Source organism: Sideroxydans sp. CL21 (assembly GCF_902459525.1).
Taxonomy (GTDB): domain Bacteria; phylum Pseudomonadota; class Gammaproteobacteria; order Burkholderiales; family Gallionellaceae; genus Sideroxyarcus.
The window spans coordinates 3,022,549-3,039,309 of sequence record NZ_LR699166.1; the positions used below are offsets into that span (position 1 = coordinate 3,022,549).

17 protein-coding genes are annotated in these 16,761 nt (G+C 56.4%); 14 read left to right on the top strand and 3 right to left on the bottom strand.

Features of this window, described 5'->3' with window-relative positions; all coding sequences use genetic code 11:
* Positions 1 to 2 precede the first annotated feature (2 nt).
* Together hisB and hisC are read right to left on the bottom strand one after the other, a co-directional pair.
* Complete coding sequence (hisB, locus tag QOY30_RS14325; protein WP_283745295.1) at positions 3 to 590, bottom strand: imidazoleglycerol-phosphate dehydratase HisB; 588 nt, start codon at positions 588 to 590, stop codon at positions 3 to 5.
* 8 nt (positions 591 to 598) lie between these two features.
* On the bottom strand, positions 599 to 1,693 hold the full coding sequence (gene hisC / locus QOY30_RS14330) for a histidinol-phosphate transaminase (protein ID WP_283745296.1): 1,095 nt from the start codon (positions 1,691 to 1,693) through the stop codon (positions 599 to 601).
* A 102-nt stretch (positions 1,694 to 1,795) separates the two neighbouring features.
* Between hisC and QOY30_RS14335 the strand changes: the two genes are divergently transcribed.
* The 11 genes from QOY30_RS14335 (at position 1,796) to QOY30_RS14385 (ending at position 12,930) form a co-directional block, all read left to right on the top strand.
* Positions 1,796 to 3,307 (top strand): hybrid sensor histidine kinase/response regulator, encoded by a 1,512-nt coding sequence (locus tag QOY30_RS14335; RefSeq protein ID WP_283745297.1) that lies wholly within the window; start codon positions 1,796 to 1,798, stop codon positions 3,305 to 3,307.
* Positions 3,308 to 3,320: 13 nt separating this feature from the next.
* Positions 3,321 to 3,953: a response regulator gene (locus QOY30_RS14340; RefSeq protein WP_283745298.1), complete on the top strand. Its 633-nt coding sequence runs from the start codon at positions 3,321 to 3,323 to the stop codon at positions 3,951 to 3,953.
* 99 nt (positions 3,954 to 4,052) lie between these two features.
* Positions 4,053 to 5,714 (top strand): GGDEF domain-containing protein, encoded by a 1,662-nt coding sequence (locus QOY30_RS14345; protein ID WP_283745299.1) that lies wholly within the window; start codon positions 4,053 to 4,055, stop codon positions 5,712 to 5,714.
* A gap of 146 nt (positions 5,715 to 5,860) precedes the next feature.
* Positions 5,861 to 7,360, top strand: a complete 1,500-nt coding sequence (locus QOY30_RS14350; RefSeq protein WP_283745300.1) for a flagellin N-terminal helical domain-containing protein — start codon at positions 5,861 to 5,863, stop codon at positions 7,358 to 7,360.
* A 68-nt stretch (positions 7,361 to 7,428) separates the two neighbouring features.
* Positions 7,429 to 7,866 (top strand): flagellar protein FlaG, encoded by a 438-nt coding sequence (locus QOY30_RS14355; protein ID WP_283745301.1) that lies wholly within the window; start codon positions 7,429 to 7,431, stop codon positions 7,864 to 7,866.
* A gap of 12 nt (positions 7,867 to 7,878) precedes the next feature.
* On the top strand, positions 7,879 to 9,888 hold the full coding sequence (gene fliD / locus QOY30_RS14360) for a flagellar filament capping protein FliD (protein WP_283745302.1): 2,010 nt from the start codon (positions 7,879 to 7,881) through the stop codon (positions 9,886 to 9,888).
* A 10-nt stretch (positions 9,889 to 9,898) separates the two neighbouring features.
* Complete coding sequence (gene fliS, locus QOY30_RS14365) at positions 9,899 to 10,366, top strand: flagellar export chaperone FliS (RefSeq protein ID WP_283745303.1); 468 nt, start codon at positions 9,899 to 9,901, stop codon at positions 10,364 to 10,366.
* Between the two features lie 3 nt (positions 10,367 to 10,369).
* Positions 10,370 to 10,690, top strand: a complete 321-nt coding sequence (locus tag QOY30_RS14370; RefSeq protein WP_283745304.1) for a flagellar protein FliT — start codon at positions 10,370 to 10,372, stop codon at positions 10,688 to 10,690.
* Positions 10,691 to 10,705: 15 nt separating this feature from the next.
* Positions 10,706 to 11,713: a flagellar hook-length control protein FliK gene (fliK, locus tag QOY30_RS14375; RefSeq protein WP_283745305.1), complete on the top strand. Its 1,008-nt coding sequence runs from the start codon at positions 10,706 to 10,708 to the stop codon at positions 11,711 to 11,713.
* A 100-nt stretch (positions 11,714 to 11,813) separates the two neighbouring features.
* Positions 11,814 to 12,158 (top strand): EscU/YscU/HrcU family type III secretion system export apparatus switch protein, encoded by a 345-nt coding sequence (locus QOY30_RS14380; protein ID WP_283745306.1) that lies wholly within the window; start codon positions 11,814 to 11,816, stop codon positions 12,156 to 12,158.
* A 7-nt stretch (positions 12,159 to 12,165) separates the two neighbouring features.
* Complete coding sequence (locus QOY30_RS14385) at positions 12,166 to 12,930, top strand: flagellar brake protein (protein WP_283745307.1); 765 nt, start codon at positions 12,166 to 12,168, stop codon at positions 12,928 to 12,930.
* A gap of 7 nt (positions 12,931 to 12,937) precedes the next feature.
* Here QOY30_RS14385 and fliE read toward each other — a convergent pair whose 3' ends face one another.
* Entirely contained in the window at positions 12,938 to 13,264 is a 327-nt protein-coding gene (gene fliE, locus QOY30_RS14390; RefSeq protein WP_283745308.1) for a flagellar hook-basal body complex protein FliE, read from the bottom strand.
* Positions 13,265 to 13,451: 187 nt separating this feature from the next.
* Between fliE and fliF the strand changes: the two genes are divergently transcribed.
* Genes fliF through QOY30_RS14405 form a run of 3 tightly spaced genes read left to right on the top strand, consistent with a single transcriptional unit; the run spans position 13,452 to position 16,720 of the window.
* Entirely contained in the window at positions 13,452 to 15,083 is a 1,632-nt protein-coding gene (gene fliF / locus QOY30_RS14395; protein WP_283745309.1) for a flagellar basal-body MS-ring/collar protein FliF, read from the top strand.
* The gene (gene fliG, locus QOY30_RS14400; RefSeq protein ID WP_283745310.1) at positions 15,076 to 16,065 is read left to right on the top strand and encodes a flagellar motor switch protein FliG; all 990 of its coding nucleotides are present in this window, start codon (positions 15,076 to 15,078) and stop codon (positions 16,063 to 16,065) included. The genes fliF and fliG overlap by 8 nt, the downstream gene beginning before the upstream one ends.
* On the top strand, positions 16,058 to 16,720 hold the full coding sequence (locus QOY30_RS14405; protein WP_283745311.1) for a FliH/SctL family protein: 663 nt from the start codon (positions 16,058 to 16,060) through the stop codon (positions 16,718 to 16,720). Before fliG ends, QOY30_RS14405 begins: the two co-directional genes overlap by 8 nt.
* Positions 16,721 to 16,761: the final 41 nt, after the last annotated feature.

Below are 16,761 nucleotides of genomic sequence, written 5' to 3' on the forward strand. Positions count from 1 at the left end.
GGCTACAGAGTTCCCTTGGTGGAAGGCATGACGCCGGCCATGCGCGGATCCAGCTCTGCCGCGATGCGCAGTGCGCGACCGAACGCTTTGAAGACAGTCTCGGCTTGATGGTGGGCATTCCCGCCCGCAAGATTGTCGATATGCAGCGTGACCAAAGCGTGGTTGACGAAGCCCTGAAAGAATTCGCGGATCAGATCGACGTCGAATTCGCCCACATTGGAACGCACGAACTCAACATTGAAAACAAGCCCGGGGCGGCCGGAAATATCCAGCACCACACGCGACAGCGCCTCATCGAGCGGCACATAAGCATGTCCGTAACGACGCAAACCTTTCTTGTCGCCCACCGCCTGATTGAATGCCTGACCCAGCGTGATGCCGATGTCTTCAACCGTGTGGTGCGCGTCTATGTGCAGATCACCCTTGGCATTGATTTCCAGGTCGATGAGGCCGTGGCGCGCGATCTGATCCAGCATGTGCTCAAGGAAAGGCAATCCGGTATCCAGTTTGGCTTTGCCGTTACCGTCGAGATTCAGTTCGACGCTGATCTTGGTTTCCAGGGTGTTGCGACTGACTTTTGCGCTACGCATGATTCGCCTTATGCGAGTTGGTTAATGACGTCCTGCAATGCTGCAATAAATTTTTGGTTCTCGGCCGGCGTACCCACTGTCACTCTCAAACAATCGGTTAATGCCGTATGTCCGCCATCCAGGTTCTTGATAAGCACGCCGCGTTGCTTCAGCCCTTCAAATATCCGCGTGGCTTTTGCCACACGGAACAGGATGAAATTGGCAGCACTGGGATAAGCCCGCACACCGCTGATCTCATCCAGGGCGGCCAGCAACCCGGCCCGCTCCAGCTTGATGTCCTCTGCCTGTGCCAGTAGTACATCGTGATGTTCAAGCAACCTTGTCGCAACCAGTTGCGGCAGAACGCCCACATTATACGGTAAGCGCAGTTTTTCCAACTGGCTCAACCATGCAGCAGAGCCCGCCAAAAAACCCAAGCGCAGTCCGGCCATGCCAAGCTTGGAAAAGGTGCGCATGACCAACAGGTTGTCGTAGTCTGGCAGATGCGGAATAAAGCTGTCGCTGGCAAAGGCGTAATAAGCCTCATCCACCACCACCAGGCCGGGCGCTGCCTGAATGATTTGCCGGACCGCCGCCGCGTCAAACAGGTTGCCGGTGGGGTTATTGGGATAAGCCAGAAACACCAGTGCGGGTTGTTCCCGTTTGATGGCATCCAGCGTTGCTTGCAGATCAAGCGAGAAATCTTCAGTCAGCGGCACGCCGACATATCTCATGCCGGTGAAAGTGGCGATCATTCTGTACATGACGAAGGAAGGCTCTACGCTCAACAGCACTGCGCCAGGCTTGGCGACGGCCAGCGCCAGCAATTGAATGATCTCGTCGGAACCGTTGCCTAGCAGGATATCCATGCCGGGCAACAAATTTGTCACTTTGCAGATAGCAGCCTTGAGTTCCCGCGCAGCGGCATCCGGATACCGGTTGATCTCGGCGTCCGCCACCAGCCGCGCGATCTCATCGCGCAGCGTTTGGGGCAACAAATAAGGATTTTCCATCGCATCCAGCTTGATCATTCCGCCGGCTGGCGGAACGTGATAGGCATGCAACGCCAGCACTTCCGGGCGCAGCAGCTTCTCTGGAGTAACAAGGGATCGGACGGAAGACATGATGTGGCGAGTTCGTTAACCGGCGGCATTCTATCGTAATATCCAGCCTAGTGTGCAGCGCGGACGCCGCTTATAATCGGAGCACCTGTACGGAATAACAGAATGACAGCCAAGAAACTCCGAATATTGCTGGTCGAATCTTCGCACGCAGATGCCCAGCACACCATGAATAAATTGTCACATTCGGGCTATCTGCCCGATTGCCGGCATGTGGATAACGCAACGGATATGAAAACGGCCCTGTCCGGAGAGCAGTTCGACCTTGTGCTGTGCAGCTACGATCCCCCCGGTTTCGGCGGGCTGGCCGCGCTCGAATTGATGCAACACAGCGGCGTTGACTTGCCTTTCCTGTTCCTGTCCCATGACTTGCGCGAAGAGACCATCATTTACACCATGAGGTGCGGCGCAGACGATTACATCTTCAAGGGCAGCCTGAATCGTCTTGCATCTTCCATTGAACATAACCTGCACGCAGCACGCGTCCGGCAGGAACACCGCGATGCGCAGCTGGCATTGCAGGAAAACCAGACCCGACTGCATGCCTTCATTGCCGACCTGCCGGGCATGGCTTATCAGATGTTGCTGTGTAATGACGGGCATATCACCTTCCCTTACGTCAGCGAAGGATGCCAAGCCCTGTTGGGCATCACTCCGCAAAACTTGACCTACAACTCGTCGCTGTTCGAAGCCTTGCTGCATCCCGAAGATTTCAAGTCCTACCAGCAAAGCATGCACGCCTCGGCAGCAAATCTGTCGTTCTGGAATTGGGAGGGGCGCATCCTCACCATGCCGGACAACGAGGTCAAATGGATCAATTTGCGCTGCAGTCCGCGCAAGACGGTAATTGGCATTCAATGGGAAGGCATCATCTTCAACATCACCCACAGCAAACTGGCCGAGCTGGAAATCCTGCGTTCCAAGTCCCAGTTGCGCGAATTGTCTTCACACATACAGGATGTGCGCGAGCAGGAACGCATCGCCATCGCCCGCGAGGTGCATGACGACATGGGTAGCACGCTCACCGCGATCAAGCTGGATATCGCATGGCTGGGCGGCCGCCTGGCCGACAAGCCCGCGCTTGCCGAAAAGGCAAAGAACATTGAAGTGCTGGTGGACAGATGCCTCGCGGCTGCAGGCAACATCTCGCGCAGCCTCCGTCCCAGCATACTGGACACATTCGGTATCGTCGCCGCGATCGAGATGGAAGCGGGTGAATTCGAGCAGCGTACCGGCATCTCCTGCGTGTTCGAGCATGACCCATCCATCGAAGACATTTCGCCCGACATCTCGATCGCTCTTTTCAGAATCTTTCAGGAAACACTGGCCAATATCACCAAACATGCCCAGGCCAACGAAGTGGTGGTTCTCATGCACGACCGCGACGGCATTATCGAACTGAAGGTACTGGACAACGGCCGCGGATTCACGGAAGCCGACCGCACCAAACCCCGTTCATTCGGCTTACGCGGCATCCGCGAAAGGGTAGAATATTTCGGCGGCAGGGTGGAAATCGAAAGCGCCCTCGGCCAGGGAACGCAGATCGGTGTGTATATCCCGCGCGAAGCTGGCCTCACAGCGACGGACGACCCGTTGTCACAACAGAATCTATTTTGAAAAGCGATACCCTATGATAAAAGTGCTGATAGCAGATGATCACGCACTCATCCGCAAGGGCCTGAAGCAATTGCTTGACGACACCGATGACATGCGCGTCACCGGCGAGGCAGAGAACGGCATGCAGGCCATCCGCATGGCGGAAGAAACGGATTACGACGTGGTCTTGCTCGACATCAGCATGCCGGACAAGCACGGCGTCGAAGTTCTCAAACAGCTCAAGGCCAACAAACCCCAATTGCCCGTGCTGATGCTCAGCATGCATCCGGAAGAGCAATACGCCCTGCGCTCGATGAAAGCCGGAGCGGCCGGTTACCTGAACAAGCAAAGCGCCCCGCTGCAACTGGTCACCGCCATCCGCCAGGTCGCCAGCGGCAAGAAATACATCAGCACGGAATTGGCCGAGCAACTGGCCAACGGACTGTCGCAAGGCTATCAGGAGTTGCTGCACCAGACCCTGTCCAACCGCGAATACCAGACACTATGCCTGATGGCCTCGGGCAAGAAACTGAGCGAGATGGCGGATATCATGTCGCTCAGCCCCAAGACCGTCAGCGTCTATCGCTCCCGTTTGCTTGAAAAGATGAAACTCAAGAACAATGCCGAGGCAATCCATTACGCGATCAGCAATCACCTGATCGAATAACCCGCTCAAATTGGAGCGATAAACAGCCGCTATTCCCTGTTTCGCAACTGCCACACAACCGGATAATGCCCCGCATGAACCCACACCGAATATCTGCCCATGACCAAACCCAAAAATCCTTCTGAAATCGCCCGCGAAACACTGACTGCGCTCGCCTCGCGCAAACTCGCGCCGACGCCGGAACATTATGCACAGATGTACCGGGAAATCAGCGGCGAAACCGTACAAGCCCCTTCCGCCGACATCGGTGCAACAACCAGCAAAGGCAAGCTCGTTCCCGCCTGGTCGGAATTGATCCGGGACTTGTTGCGCCAACTGGAAACACCGCACAAAGGCATCACCATCACCCGCAAGAAGGACGGCGTGGATACCGTGCTGACAAAATTCTCCAAGGATCCGGAAGTATTGTTCGGCAAATTGCAAAGCCTGCTGCGCTCCTGGTCTACGGCTCCGACAGGCTCCAGCGCCAGCGAACTGGTTCCGTCCGTCATGCCGGACGCCTCACCCGTCGTTACCTCGCCTCAATCAGTCGCAACTTCCGCCCCTGTGCCTATACAGGGCGATAACAACGAACTGATCGTTCAACTGCGCGAGCTCTTGGCGCAAACCCTGGAAAACACCCTCTCTACCCAACCCGAGCTGGGCAGCGAAATACAGGCGCTGGTGGAACAAATACGGGCCACAGACAACAAGAATCGCCTGAACGACCTTGCCAAACAACTGCGCCAGTTCTGGCTCAAACTGGAGTTGCGCGGAGGAGACAAGGTCAAGATACAGGAAGGCCTGCTGCGCCTGTTGCGCCTGTTGGTCGAAAATGTCAGCGAAATGGTGGAAGACGACAAGTGGCTGCGCGGGCAGATCACCGCACTTCAGCTGATCATCAATGAACCGATGGACAAGCGCTCCATCGCCGATGCAGAGCGCAATTTGCGCGATGTCATTATCAAACAGAGCACACTCAAACAAAGCCTGACCGATGCCAAGGCAACCCTGAAGAGCCTCATGACCACTTTCATCGACCGCCTGGGTGACCTGACGGCCAGTACGGGTGAGTACCACAACAAGATAGAAGGCTACAGCCAGAAGATCGGCCAGGCCGATAACCTGACCGAACTCAGCCATATTCTTAAAGATGTGATGCACGACACCCGCATCATCCAGACCAGCACCATGCGTTCGCACGAAGAACTGCTCGCCCACAAGAAGCAGGCCGATGAGGCCGATGCCCGCATCAAGGAACTGGAACTTGAACTGGAACAAGTCAGCGAACTCGTACGGGAAGACCAGCTGACCGGCGCTCTCAACCGGCGCGGCCTGGACGAAACCATAGACCGCGAAATCAAGCGTGCCGAACGCGGCCAGTCGGCCGTCAGCGTTGCCCTGCTCGACATCGACAACTTCAAGCAACTGAATGACGCGCTCGGACACCAGGCCGGCGACCGCGCACTGAAACATTTGACCCAGGTCATTAAAGAAACGCTGCGCCCTGCCGATAGTGTAGGACGCTACGGCGGCGAGGAATTTCTCATCGTGCTCCCGGATACCGATTTGAAAGCCGGGATCGAGGCCATGCAGCGCCTGCAACGGGATCTGACCAAGAAGTTCTTCCTGCACAACAATGAGCGGGTTCTGGTCACGTTCAGCGCCGGCGTTGCCCTGCGGCGCGAGAACGAAGACAGCGAAGACCTCATCGGCCGTGCCGACAAGGCCATGTACAAGGCCAAACAGACCGGGAAGAATCGCGTGGTGGCTGCCGAATGAGACACCTATCCGGCACGCAATCCTGTTCAGCCCTAAAGTTTTCCCATAAATCTCCGATAACTGGTTCATACCGCGGTTGATGTGCATCACCAACCAAGGTAAACGGCAAAAAACCGGATCAAAGTGCCACACTAAGGAGAATTAAAATGTCCCTATTCATCAATACCAACATCGCCTCGCTCTATGCGCAGAACAACGTTGCCAATTCGCAAAGCGCATTGGCCACTTCGATTCAGCGCCTGTCTTCCGGCCTGCGCATCAATAGCGCCAAGGACGATGCGGCAGGCATGGCGATCGCCGCGCGCATGACTTCACAGATTGGCGGCATGACTCAGGCTGCTCAAAATGCCAATGATGGTATTTCTCTGGCCCAAACTGCCGAAGGGGCGTTGCAACAAGTTACCAACGACCTGCAAACCATGCGCAACCTGTCTGTCCAAGCCGCAAACGGCACCAACTCTTCTGGTGACCGCGCCTCCATTCAGGCAAGTATCACCCAGTTGCAAGCAGATATCTCACAGATTGCCCAGAATACCCAATATAACGGCTTGAATTTGCTGGACGGCACACTGTCCAATGTGCAATTCCAAGTCGGTGCCAATGCCAACCAAACCGTCTTGGCTTCCATTGGCAATGCGCAAGCCAACGCGATTGGCAACAACAGCGTTTCTTCCGGCAACGCAGCGGTCATGGCCGTTGCTACAGCAGCAGGCGCGACAAAAGCAGCCAACGGCTACACGGTTGCGGCGCCTCTGATCATCTCGGGAGACGGCGCAACGCTCACGATACCCACAGGAACCATCCCCGCCGGCTCCTCAGCCTATACTGTGGCACAAGCGGTTAACACAGCTGCAAACAACACTACAGGCGTGACGGCCACTGCTCTGACCACTGCAACCTTAGGTAGCTTCTCGGCAGGCGGAACGGTGTCGTTCAACTTGTATGGCGCCAACGCAACTGCCGTGGCTATTTCGGCAACGATGGCCAATACAACCGACTATGGCAGCTTGGTCACCGCAATCAACGCCCAATCGACCACCACAGGCATTACGGCTGCGGTGGTGAGCGGCTCGATTGCGTTAACCTCGGCAAAAGGTTATGACATCTCTGTTGAGAACTTCCTCAACTCCACTACGGCGGCTGCTACCACCACTTTGACCGGCGCCTCGGGCGCAGGTGCAGTATTGGGGGCAGCCGTTGGTACCGACAGTTCCACCGTCGGTGGCGTAATCACGTTCAACTCTTCGAGCAGCTTCAATGTGGTCAACACAGGCGGTACAGGATTGCTCTCCGCAGCAACCATATCAAGCTCGCTGCAAGCAGTATCCAGCATTGACGTCACATCGATGACCGGCGGCATCCCGACAGGCGCAAACAATGCCTTGCAGATTGTTGATTCCGCGATCAACACCATCAACGGATTGCGCGCCAACTTGGGCGCATTGCAGAACCGCTTCACCAATGCGCAAAGCTCGTTGACTACCACCAGCACCAACATGCAACAAGCCCGCAGCCGGATTCAGGACACCGACTTCGCCGCGGAAACTGCGAATCTGACTCACAACCAGATTTTGCAGCAAGCAGGTACTGCAATGTTGGCCCAAGCCAATGCCTTGCCCAACAGCGTGCTGACACTGTTGAAGTAAGGGCTTAGTATGACCAGTAGCCTGGCCGGAGTCATCCGGCCAGGATTTTGAACAAAAGGAGAGGCAACATGCTTATCCAGAATTTATCAGGTAATACCGTTCCGACGCCGCCTGCCAGTTATGGCAACGCGGGTACGCCGGTTGTTTCCGTTTCAGCGCCAACCACGGGCAGCGCAACGGTCGAATTACCGCAGGTAGCAGTGCCTCAAGCCACCGGAACTCAGAGCGCGAATACGCAAACATCGAGCGCTCAGGCCGCACAACCAGCCTCGCAGCCTACCAATGCCCAATTACAGAGCGCCTTGGATAAGGTCAACCAGGCCATGCTTCAGGCCAACACGGGTGTGGAGTTCAGCATCGACCAAAGTTCCGACAGGACCCTGATCAAAGTGGTCGATACCAAGACCGGGGATACGATCAAGCAGTTTCCGTCCAAAGAGATGATTGCCATCAGCCAGTCGATTGACCAGTTTCAGAAAGGTTTGCTGTTAAAACAGAAGGCATAGGCGAGACCAAACATGACGACTTCCTCCGTATCAGGCAACAATGCAGCCACTTCCTCAGCGGGGATAACCACTCCGACGATTGACGTGGCGGGAATCGTCAGTTCATTGATGGCGGTCGAGCAGCGACCGATCACCACGCTGAACAAACAGATCAGCAGTTACAACGCAAAGATTTCTGCAATCGGTTCCGTTCAGTCTGCACTGGCGTCGTTTCAAACAGCCGCGCAGGGCCTCAACAATCTGACGTTCAACTCGTTTGCGGCCACTTCGTCGAATACTGCGGCGGTATCCGCGACTGCGTCCAGCATCGCCAAGCCGGGCAACTATTCCCTGACGATCGGCCAACTGGCACAAGCGCAGAATCTGGTTGTTGCGGGACAAGCCAGTGCCACGACTGCCATCGGCAGCGGCGCAGCGACCACGCTGACCTTTGACTTCGGCACGATCTCTGGCGGCACACTGACCAACGGCACCTACACCGGCGCCAGTTACACCTCCAATGGCGGTACCACCAAGAGCGTCACCATCGATTCCAGCAACAACACGCTTTCCGGCATACGCGATGCGATCAACTCCGCCAATGTCGGCGTGACTGCCAGCATCATCAATGACGGCAGCACTTCACCTTACCGTCTGGTTCTGACTTCAAACACCACCGGTGTTGCCAACAGCATGAAGATTTCCGTTGCAGGGGATGCGACGCTGAGCGGTCTGTTTTCTGAAAATCCGGCTGGCACCCAGAACCTGTCGCAGACCAGCGCCGCGCAGAACGCGAATTTCACTGTCAATGGCATCGCCGTCAGCAAGGCATCCAATAGCGTTGGCGATGTAGTGTCGGGTGTCACCTTGAATCTGGCCAGCACTAGCACATCCCCGGTCGCTCTGAGCGTCGCACCTAATACATCCGCCGTCAGTACGGCCATCAACGGATTTGTGACTGCATTCAATGCCGCAGTCACAGCTATTCAGAACCAGACTAGCTACGACCCGACCACCAAGACGGCAGGTACGTTACAAGGGGATGTTTCGCTGAGCATCGTCCAGTCCCAGATGGCGGCGATGCTGACCACAACGATGGGCAGCAATCCAAACGGATTTACAAATCTGACCCAGATCGGCATTGGTTTCCAGAAGGATGGCACGCTTGCCGTGGACTCGACCAAACTGAACGCCGCGCTGAACAGCAATTATCAAAGTGTCGCCAATTTGTTCGTTGCCGCCGGTAGCGCAACCGACAGCTTGGTGAATTACACCTCGGCCAGCAGCAGCACCAAAGCCGGAACCTATGGAGTCAACATCTCCCAGCTGTCTACACAGGGCACAGCAATAGGAAGCACCGCAGCGGGATTAACTATTACCAGCGGCAGCAACGACACCCTGAGCCTGACAATTGACGGAACCAGCACCTCGGTGACTATACCTGCCGGCACCTATACCGCGGCCGCGCTGGCTACTCAATTGCAAACCTTGATCAATGGTTCCGCGCCGATCTCCGGTGCCGGCAAATCGGTCACGGTCTCGCAAAATGCGGGAGTGCTCACCCTGATTTCCAGCAGCTATGGATCTTCTTCCAGCGTTGCGGTCGGCGGTAATGGCGCCAGCAGTCTGTTTGGCACGCCAACGCAAACCACTGGCCTGGATGTGGCCGGTACCATCAATGGCTTGGCGGCAACAGGCAGCGGTCAGCTCTTGACCTCATCGAGTGGAGACAGCACAGGGCTATCCGTCGCAATACAAGGCGGTACCACAGGCAATCGTGGCTCCATCAGCTATACACAAGGCCTGTCCAGCCTCTTCAACAGCCAAATCGCCGCCATGCTGGGAACTAATGGCACGCTTGCGAGTGAAACCACACAGTTCAATAGCAACATCAGCGATGCTCAAAAACAGATTGATGCGCTGAATGCCCAAATCGCCGTCGATCAAACCAACCTGACCAACCAGTACGCACAACTGGATGCCATGCTTGGGTCGATGAACTCACTCAGCAGTTACCTTACTCAACAACTGGCGCGACTCTAGGAGTAACAACATGTCTGTCAAAAACGCACTTAAGGCTTATTCCCACGTTGGCATTGAATCCGGCATCACCACGGCCGATTCGCACAAGTTGATTTCGATGTTGTACCAGGGGGCCTTGCTGGCGATCGCGAATGCCAGAAATGCGATGTTGCGCAAAGACATGCCGGTAAAAGGCAAGTCCATCACCCATGCCATCCGCATCATCGGCGAAGGTCTGCAAGCCAGCCTGGACAAGGAAGTTGGCGGCAAGCTGGCACAGGATCTGAATGCGCTGTATGACTACATGACTGTGCGTCTGGTTGAAGCCAGCTCGAAAAACGATACCGCAATGCTGGACGAAGTGTCGGGCCTGTTAAATGAAATAAAAGGCGCCTGGGACATTATCCGTCCGGCGAATAGCGTGGCGCCGGCAGCTGTCGTACCACAACAGCCTGCACCTGTGCACAAACAAGCTGCGCTCGTTTACGGAAGGGGTTGAACGATGTCATTGGTCCTCGAAGATTTCCAGCGTCTCTCCGGCATCACAGGGCAGATGCGCGAAGCCGCAACCGTCGGAGAGTGGGATCGCCTGATCTCGCTGGAGCAGGAATGCAAACGCAAATTTGAAGAGATCAAACCGCGCGACGTTATCCCTTCGAGCGCGGAGGAACGCGCCCAGAAGCTGGCGCTGCTCAAGAAAATCCTCGCCGACGATGCCGCCATACGCAACCGCACCGAGGGTTGGATGGAACAGATACGGCGCATCATGCAAAGCAACCGCAGCGAGCAACGCCTACAGCAGACTTATCTGGCCAATTACTAGCCGTTTCTGCGATGCATGCTGCCTGCCAACCTTATCTCCACGCTCAAGGCGCTATCGGTCACCGATAAACCGCTGATCACAGCGACACCGGACAAAGGTTCTATCGATGTCGGCAAGCAATTCGAGCCGGGGCAAAAAGTTCAGGGCACGGTGCAGGCGCAAGTCGCCCCCAACGTATTCAATGTCCGCGTTGCCACCCAGCTGCTACAAATGCAACTTCCAGCGTTTGTCCGCTCTGGTGACACGATCACCCTGCAAGTCGTTTCACTGCAACCGCGTCTGACGTTCACGCTGGCGGCATCCTCCAACCCCGTCTCCACCCCCGAGTCGCTCAGTGCCGCCTCGCGCCTGCTTTCCTCGCTTTCGCAACAGCCTTTGGAAAGAAGTTATGTGCGCCCTCTCCAAAGTTCTCCGCTATGGACCGGCGAGAAAGTACAACCCGACACGACGCAGCTTGCCGGAAAGCTGCACGAGGCGCTCAGCCAGAGCGGCCTGTTCTACGAGTCGCATCAGGCGCAATGGATTGCCGGCGCCCGCCCCACCGCACAACTGCTGTTGGAACCGCAGAACCAGTTGTCGCAAGGTGCAAAAAATTTGGAAACTGCCCAAACTGGAAGCGGGCAGCAGTTTGCCGCACTCAACATCCCTGAGCATTTGCAGACGCTGGTACAGCAACAGATGAGTACGTTGGAAACACACCAAGTGCTATGGCAAGGACAAGTATGGCAAGGCCAGGAGATGCGCTGGAAAGTCAGCGAAGAATCGCCCCATCGCAATGCGCAAGGGATTGAGGAAGGGCAGTGGGTCACCCAAATCAATCTGGACTTGCCCAATCTTGGCGGCGTCTCCGCACGTCTGAGCTTCAACGGCAATGCGCTAAACCTGTCGTTTGATGTGTCCGACGCGCAAGCGCGGGAGAAACTTGGCAATGCCAGCTCGCAATTGATAGCGGCCCTTTCCGAACGCGGCATCCCGGTCGTGCATACGCAAATCACCCAAACGATCATCGCGCAGGACAACTGAAAAATGAATCGCATGCGCCATGATCGTTTTCCCTCTCCCCCGTCCCCCCTCTCCCATAGGGAGAGGGGTACAGCCGGATGCTACGCAAGATTCTCGTTATATGAGCACGCCGGATAAACCTCCGTCCAGGCAGATGGCGGTCGCTCTGGCCTACCGCAACGGCGATGCTGCGCCCAAAGTGGTCGCCAGCGGGCGCGGACTGATTGCGCAGGCCATCATTGAGCGTGCCCGGGAGAACGGCGTATTTGTGCATGAATCGGAAGAACTGGTCAGCATGTTGATGCAGGTGGAACTGGATCAGCACATTCCGCCACAGCTCTATCTGGCCGTGGCCGAGTTGCTGGCTTGGCTATATCGTTTGGAAAGGGGGGAAACCACCTCAATTCCCCATACTGCGCCAATTATAAACCCGCTACAATCGTCACAAGTGAAACCACGTCGATGATAGCCCCATGCGCACCAAAGAGATTCCGCTAAAGATAGAACTGTTCTCCAACGACGAAGAAAACGACTACCTCGTCAGCAATCCCAAAGAGATCGTATCCATCCTGCAAACCGTCGTTGAGCGCAAATCTCGCGTCGCCCTTTATTACAACGAGGGCAACAGCATGGTGCTGACCCTGATTCTGGCGGCAGGCGAAAATGGCGTCTGGGTAGACGCGGCATCCAACCCGCTCGACAATAGGCACATCGAGCGCAGCAAGCGCATCATATTCGTGACCACACATAATCAGGCCAAGGTGCAGTTCATCGCCACCGATGTCATGCTGGGGATATACGAGGATGCACCCGCATTCAGCCTGGCCTTGCCAAGTAAACTGCTGCGCCTGCAACGGCGCGACTATTACCGGCTGGTCACCCCCGATATTGATGCTCTCAAATGCATCATCCGCCCCGTTCCCGGCCAGACCCATATCCAGCACGAAGTCACCGTAATGGATATCAGCATCGGCGGCGTCGCATTGGTCTGTGAAGCAAGCGGTATCGAACTGCAACCGGGTATGGTGTACGAACACTGCCAGATCGAACTGCCGGAAATCGGCAAGCTGGAAGCATCCATCGAAGTGAAGAATGCTTTTGAAATTACCGACCGCAACGGCAGGGTAAAACGTCGTGCGGGTTGCGTGTTCGTCAAGCCGGATGGCAAGACCACCATGCTGTTACAGCGTTATGTGGCGCATATGCAGCAGCGGCAAGCCAGAAACACAAAGGACTGAACTCAACCTATACCTGCATATTCATGATGTCGTTATAGGCAGCCACCACCTTGTTCCGCACCTGTATAGTGGTCTGAAACGAGATATTGGCTTTCTGCATGGCAATCATCGTATCACTCAGACTCACTTTGTCGTCACCCATGGCAAAAGCCTGTTGCAAGTCTGTCGCCTGATGTTGCGCCTGATTGACGCCGTCCAGGGAAGACTTCAGCACATTGGCGAAATCGAGGCCGCCTGTCGCTGCAGGCGCTTGGGCGGGTTGCCCTTGAGTTGCGGCCACCGCCGCCCGCATCTGGCTTAACAGACTATCCACGTTGGAAACATCCATGCTCATGATTCACCTCCTGTTTTTTCGAAACTCGCCGCACTCGTTTTCATGATGGCACTGTACCCCCTATGGCAGCGTGGCTAGCAGCGGAAAAGCACCCGATTTCCCCCGCTTTTCGGCATACTGATCTTGTTTCTCAGGCAGATAATGCGCAGCGTGAGGGAGTGCCCCTTGTTCGATTTGGAAGAAAAGCATGGCTGATACAGATACCGCGAACCCTTCTTTGACCCGGCTGCTGCTCGGCATGCCCAGTCAGCAGAAACTGGGTTTGATCGTGGCGGTCGCCGCCACGGTTGCACTGCTTGCAGGGTTGTTCATGTGGGGACAGACGCCGGATTACCGCGTGCTTTATGCAAACATGTCCGAACGTGACGGCGGAGCCGTCATAGAAGCCCTGCAACAGCAAAACATCCCCTACAAATTCTCTGAAGGCGGCACGCTGATGGTTCCGGCCGACAAAGTGCATGAAGTGCGCCTGCAGATGGCGGCAAAAGGCCTGCCCAAGGGTGGCACGGTCGGCTTCGAGCTGATGGAGAACCAGAAGTTCGGCACCAGCCAGTTCCTCGAACAGGTCAACTATCAACGCGCCCTGGAGGGCGAACTGGCCCGTTCGGTGGAAACCATGGCATCGGTCGCCAGTGCGCGCGTCCATCTTGCCATCCCCAAACAATCTGTTTTTGTCAAAGAACAGCAAAAGCCGAGCGCCTCGGTGGTGCTCGCGCTGCATGCCGGCAGTTCACTGGATGCGGGACAGGTGAGTGCGATCGTCCATCTGATCTCGAGCAGCGTACCCAATATGCCGTCGCAGGGCGTCACCGTGGTGGACCAGAGCGGCACCCTGCTAAGCTCCGCACGCGACAGCAGTGCCGAACAACTGATGGATGCGACGCAGCTCAAATACGTGCGCCAAATCGAACAGGATTACGTCAAACGCATCGAGGATATTCTGATCCCGATCACCGGCGTGCAAAATGTGCGCGCGCAGGTCACCGCCAATCTGGATTTTGCACAGTCGGAACAGACTGCAGAGACCTTTAAACCCAATCAGCCGCCCAATCAGGCCGCAGTGCGCAGCCTTCAAACATTGGAGACGATGAACGGTACGCCCAGCACTGGCGGCGTCCCCGGTGCGTTGTCCAACCAGCCGCCCGTTCCTGCGACTGCGCCCATTGCCGCACCGGCCAGCGCGGTTGCAGCTGCTGCAGCCGCTGCAACCAACACGCACAAGGAACTCACCACCAACTATGAAGTCGATCGTACTATCCAGCACACCAAGTTGCCGGTGGGTAGCATCAAGCGCCTGTCCATCGCGGTAGTCGTGAATAACCCCAGCACAACAGACAAGGATGGCAAGACCACTTCCCGCCCCTACACCGAAGCTGAAAAGGCCCAGATCACAGCACTGGTCAAGGAAACGGTCGGCTTCGATGCAAAACGCGGTGACAGCCTGAACCTGCTCAACAGCGCCTTCAATGAACAGCAGGAAGTGATTCCGGAAACCCCCATTTGGAAGCAACCGGACACCATCGCAATGGCAAAGGATATCTTCAAGTATCTGTTGATTGCGGGCGGCATCGGTTTCCTGTTGTTCGGCATCATCAAGCCCGCCTTCAAAACCATCACCCAACAGAGCGCCGCTCAGGAAGCGGCGCAGGCAACTTACGGGCAGGTCTCACATAGTGCAGGTGGCGCAACAGGACAATATACGGCCCAACAGTCGGCAAACTCTTACGAAGATAACCTGCAACTCGCCAAGCAACTGGCGAAAGACGACCCCAAGATCGTCGCCACGGTGGTCAAGGAATGGGTGAACAAAGATGAGTGACACAGGCATCAACAAAAGTGCAATCCTGCTCATGACGCTGGGCGCAAGCGAAGCGGCCGAGGTGATGAAATATCTGGAACCGAAGGAAGTGCAGAAGATCAGTTCCGCCATGGTCGCGTTGAAGAACCTGTCGCGCGAGGAAATCACCAATGTGTTCGACGAATTCCATCAGATCGCTGCCGGAAAAACCACCTACGGCATGGACTCCGACGAATATATCCGCGACATGCTGACCAAGGCGCTGGGCGACGACAAGGCCGCAGGTCTGCTCGACCGCATCCTGCACAACAGCGACACCAGCGGCATCGAAAGCCTGAAGTGGATGGATCCCTCTTCCGTCGCCGACCTGATCGCCAACGAGCACCCGCAGATCATTGCCACCATCATGGTGCATCTGGAACCGGACCAGGCGGCCAGCGTAATGGCGCTCATGACCGAGCGCACCCGCAACGACGTGATGCTGCGCATCGCCACGCTGGACAGCGTCCAGCCTACCGCCCTGCACGAATTGAACGATGTTCTGACCAAGCTGCTTACAGGCAACGTGGTGGGCAAGAAGAGCATCAAGGGCGGCGTCAAAACCGCGGCCGAGATCCTCAATTACATGGGCAACCAAGATGCCGTGCTGGAATCGGTACGCAGTCACGATTCCGAATTGGCGCAAAAAATGATGGACGAGATGTTCGTGTTCGAAGACTTGCTGGAAGTGGACGATCGCGGCATCCAGCTGGTGCTGCGCGAAGTACAGTCCGAGTCGCTCATCGTCGCGCTCAAGGGCGCCAGCGAAGAACTGCGCGAGAAAGTCTTCAAGAACATGTCGCAGCGCGCTGCCGAGATGCTGCGCGAGGATCTGGAAGCCAAGGGACCGGTCAAGCTCAGCGAAGTCGAATCCGAACAGAAGGAAATTCTCAAAGTCGTGCGCCGTCTGGCCGACGAAGGTCAGGTAGTGATCGGCGGCAAGGGGGAGGAAGCCTATGTCTGAATTCTCAGTACCCGCAAGGGGTACGCCGGCGGGTACCCAGCCGTTTCACGGCGACCCTTCCGCAGCCCCCGAAAAGCTTACCGCCTGGCAGCGCTGGGAAGCGCCGAACCTGGCCACAAATGGATTACGTGCAGGCGAGGTAGCACTGCCTACTGCCGCGCAGATCGAGGAGATACAGCGGCAGGCGCGCGAGGAAGGTTTTCGGACCGGCCATGCCGAAGGTGTGCAAAAGGCCATCCAGGAAAAGCAGCGATTGTCCGAGCTGATCGATGCACTGGAGACACAGGTGGATGAACAAGTCGCGCGCGAACTGCTCGAACTGTCTCTCGACGTCGCACGCCAGATGCTGCACCAGGCACTCAAAGTGAATCCCGAACTGTTGCTTGGGGTAGTCCGCGAAGCCATCGCCACACTGCCACACTACAATCAGGGCGCGCATCTGGTATTGCATCCGGACGATGCGATCCTGGTGCGCGAACGCATGGGCGAACAATTGTCGCATTCCGGCTGGAAAATATTCGAGGACGCCCGTGTCGAACGCGGTGGTGCACGTCTGGAAACTGCAAACAGCCAGATCGACGCATCGCCGGAGACCCGCTGGAACCGCATCGTGGCGGCATTGGGGCAGGAAACCTCATGGTTGCTACCGGAATGAACAGCAGCCCTGACATGATTAATTCAAGCCTCCCGTCTGGT

What these genes read in the sequence shown, in the direction of transcription:
- hisB (WP_283745295.1), bottom strand. Translation starts at nt 590, where the DNA reads ATGCGTAGCGCAAAAGTCAGTCGCAACACCCTGGAAACCAAGATCAGC.
- hisC (WP_283745296.1), bottom strand. Translation starts at nt 1,693, where the DNA reads ATGTCTTCCGTCCGATCCCTTGTTACTCCAGAGAAGCTGCTGCGCCCG.
- QOY30_RS14335 (WP_283745297.1), top strand. Translation starts at nt 1,796, where the DNA reads ATGACAGCCAAGAAACTCCGAATATTGCTGGTCGAATCTTCGCACGCA.
- QOY30_RS14340 (WP_283745298.1), top strand. Translation starts at nt 3,321, where the DNA reads ATGATAAAAGTGCTGATAGCAGATGATCACGCACTCATCCGCAAGGGC.
- QOY30_RS14345 (WP_283745299.1), top strand. Translation starts at nt 4,053, where the DNA reads ATGACCAAACCCAAAAATCCTTCTGAAATCGCCCGCGAAACACTGACT.
- QOY30_RS14350 (WP_283745300.1), top strand. Translation starts at nt 5,861, where the DNA reads ATGTCCCTATTCATCAATACCAACATCGCCTCGCTCTATGCGCAGAAC.
- QOY30_RS14355 (WP_283745301.1), top strand. Translation starts at nt 7,429, where the DNA reads ATGCTTATCCAGAATTTATCAGGTAATACCGTTCCGACGCCGCCTGCC.
- fliD (WP_283745302.1), top strand. Translation starts at nt 7,879, where the DNA reads ATGACGACTTCCTCCGTATCAGGCAACAATGCAGCCACTTCCTCAGCG.
- fliS (WP_283745303.1), top strand. Translation starts at nt 9,899, where the DNA reads ATGTCTGTCAAAAACGCACTTAAGGCTTATTCCCACGTTGGCATTGAA.
- QOY30_RS14370 (WP_283745304.1), top strand. Translation starts at nt 10,370, where the DNA reads ATGTCATTGGTCCTCGAAGATTTCCAGCGTCTCTCCGGCATCACAGGG.
- fliK (WP_283745305.1), top strand. Translation starts at nt 10,706, where the DNA reads ATGCTGCCTGCCAACCTTATCTCCACGCTCAAGGCGCTATCGGTCACC.
- QOY30_RS14380 (WP_283745306.1), top strand. Translation starts at nt 11,814, where the DNA reads ATGAGCACGCCGGATAAACCTCCGTCCAGGCAGATGGCGGTCGCTCTG.
- QOY30_RS14385 (WP_283745307.1), top strand. Translation starts at nt 12,166, where the DNA reads ATGCGCACCAAAGAGATTCCGCTAAAGATAGAACTGTTCTCCAACGAC.
- fliE (WP_283745308.1), bottom strand. Translation starts at nt 13,264, where the DNA reads ATGAGCATGGATGTTTCCAACGTGGATAGTCTGTTAAGCCAGATGCGG.
- fliF (WP_283745309.1), top strand. Translation starts at nt 13,452, where the DNA reads ATGGCTGATACAGATACCGCGAACCCTTCTTTGACCCGGCTGCTGCTC.
- fliG (WP_283745310.1), top strand. Translation starts at nt 15,076, where the DNA reads ATGAGTGACACAGGCATCAACAAAAGTGCAATCCTGCTCATGACGCTG.
- QOY30_RS14405 (WP_283745311.1), top strand. Translation starts at nt 16,058, where the DNA reads ATGTCTGAATTCTCAGTACCCGCAAGGGGTACGCCGGCGGGTACCCAG.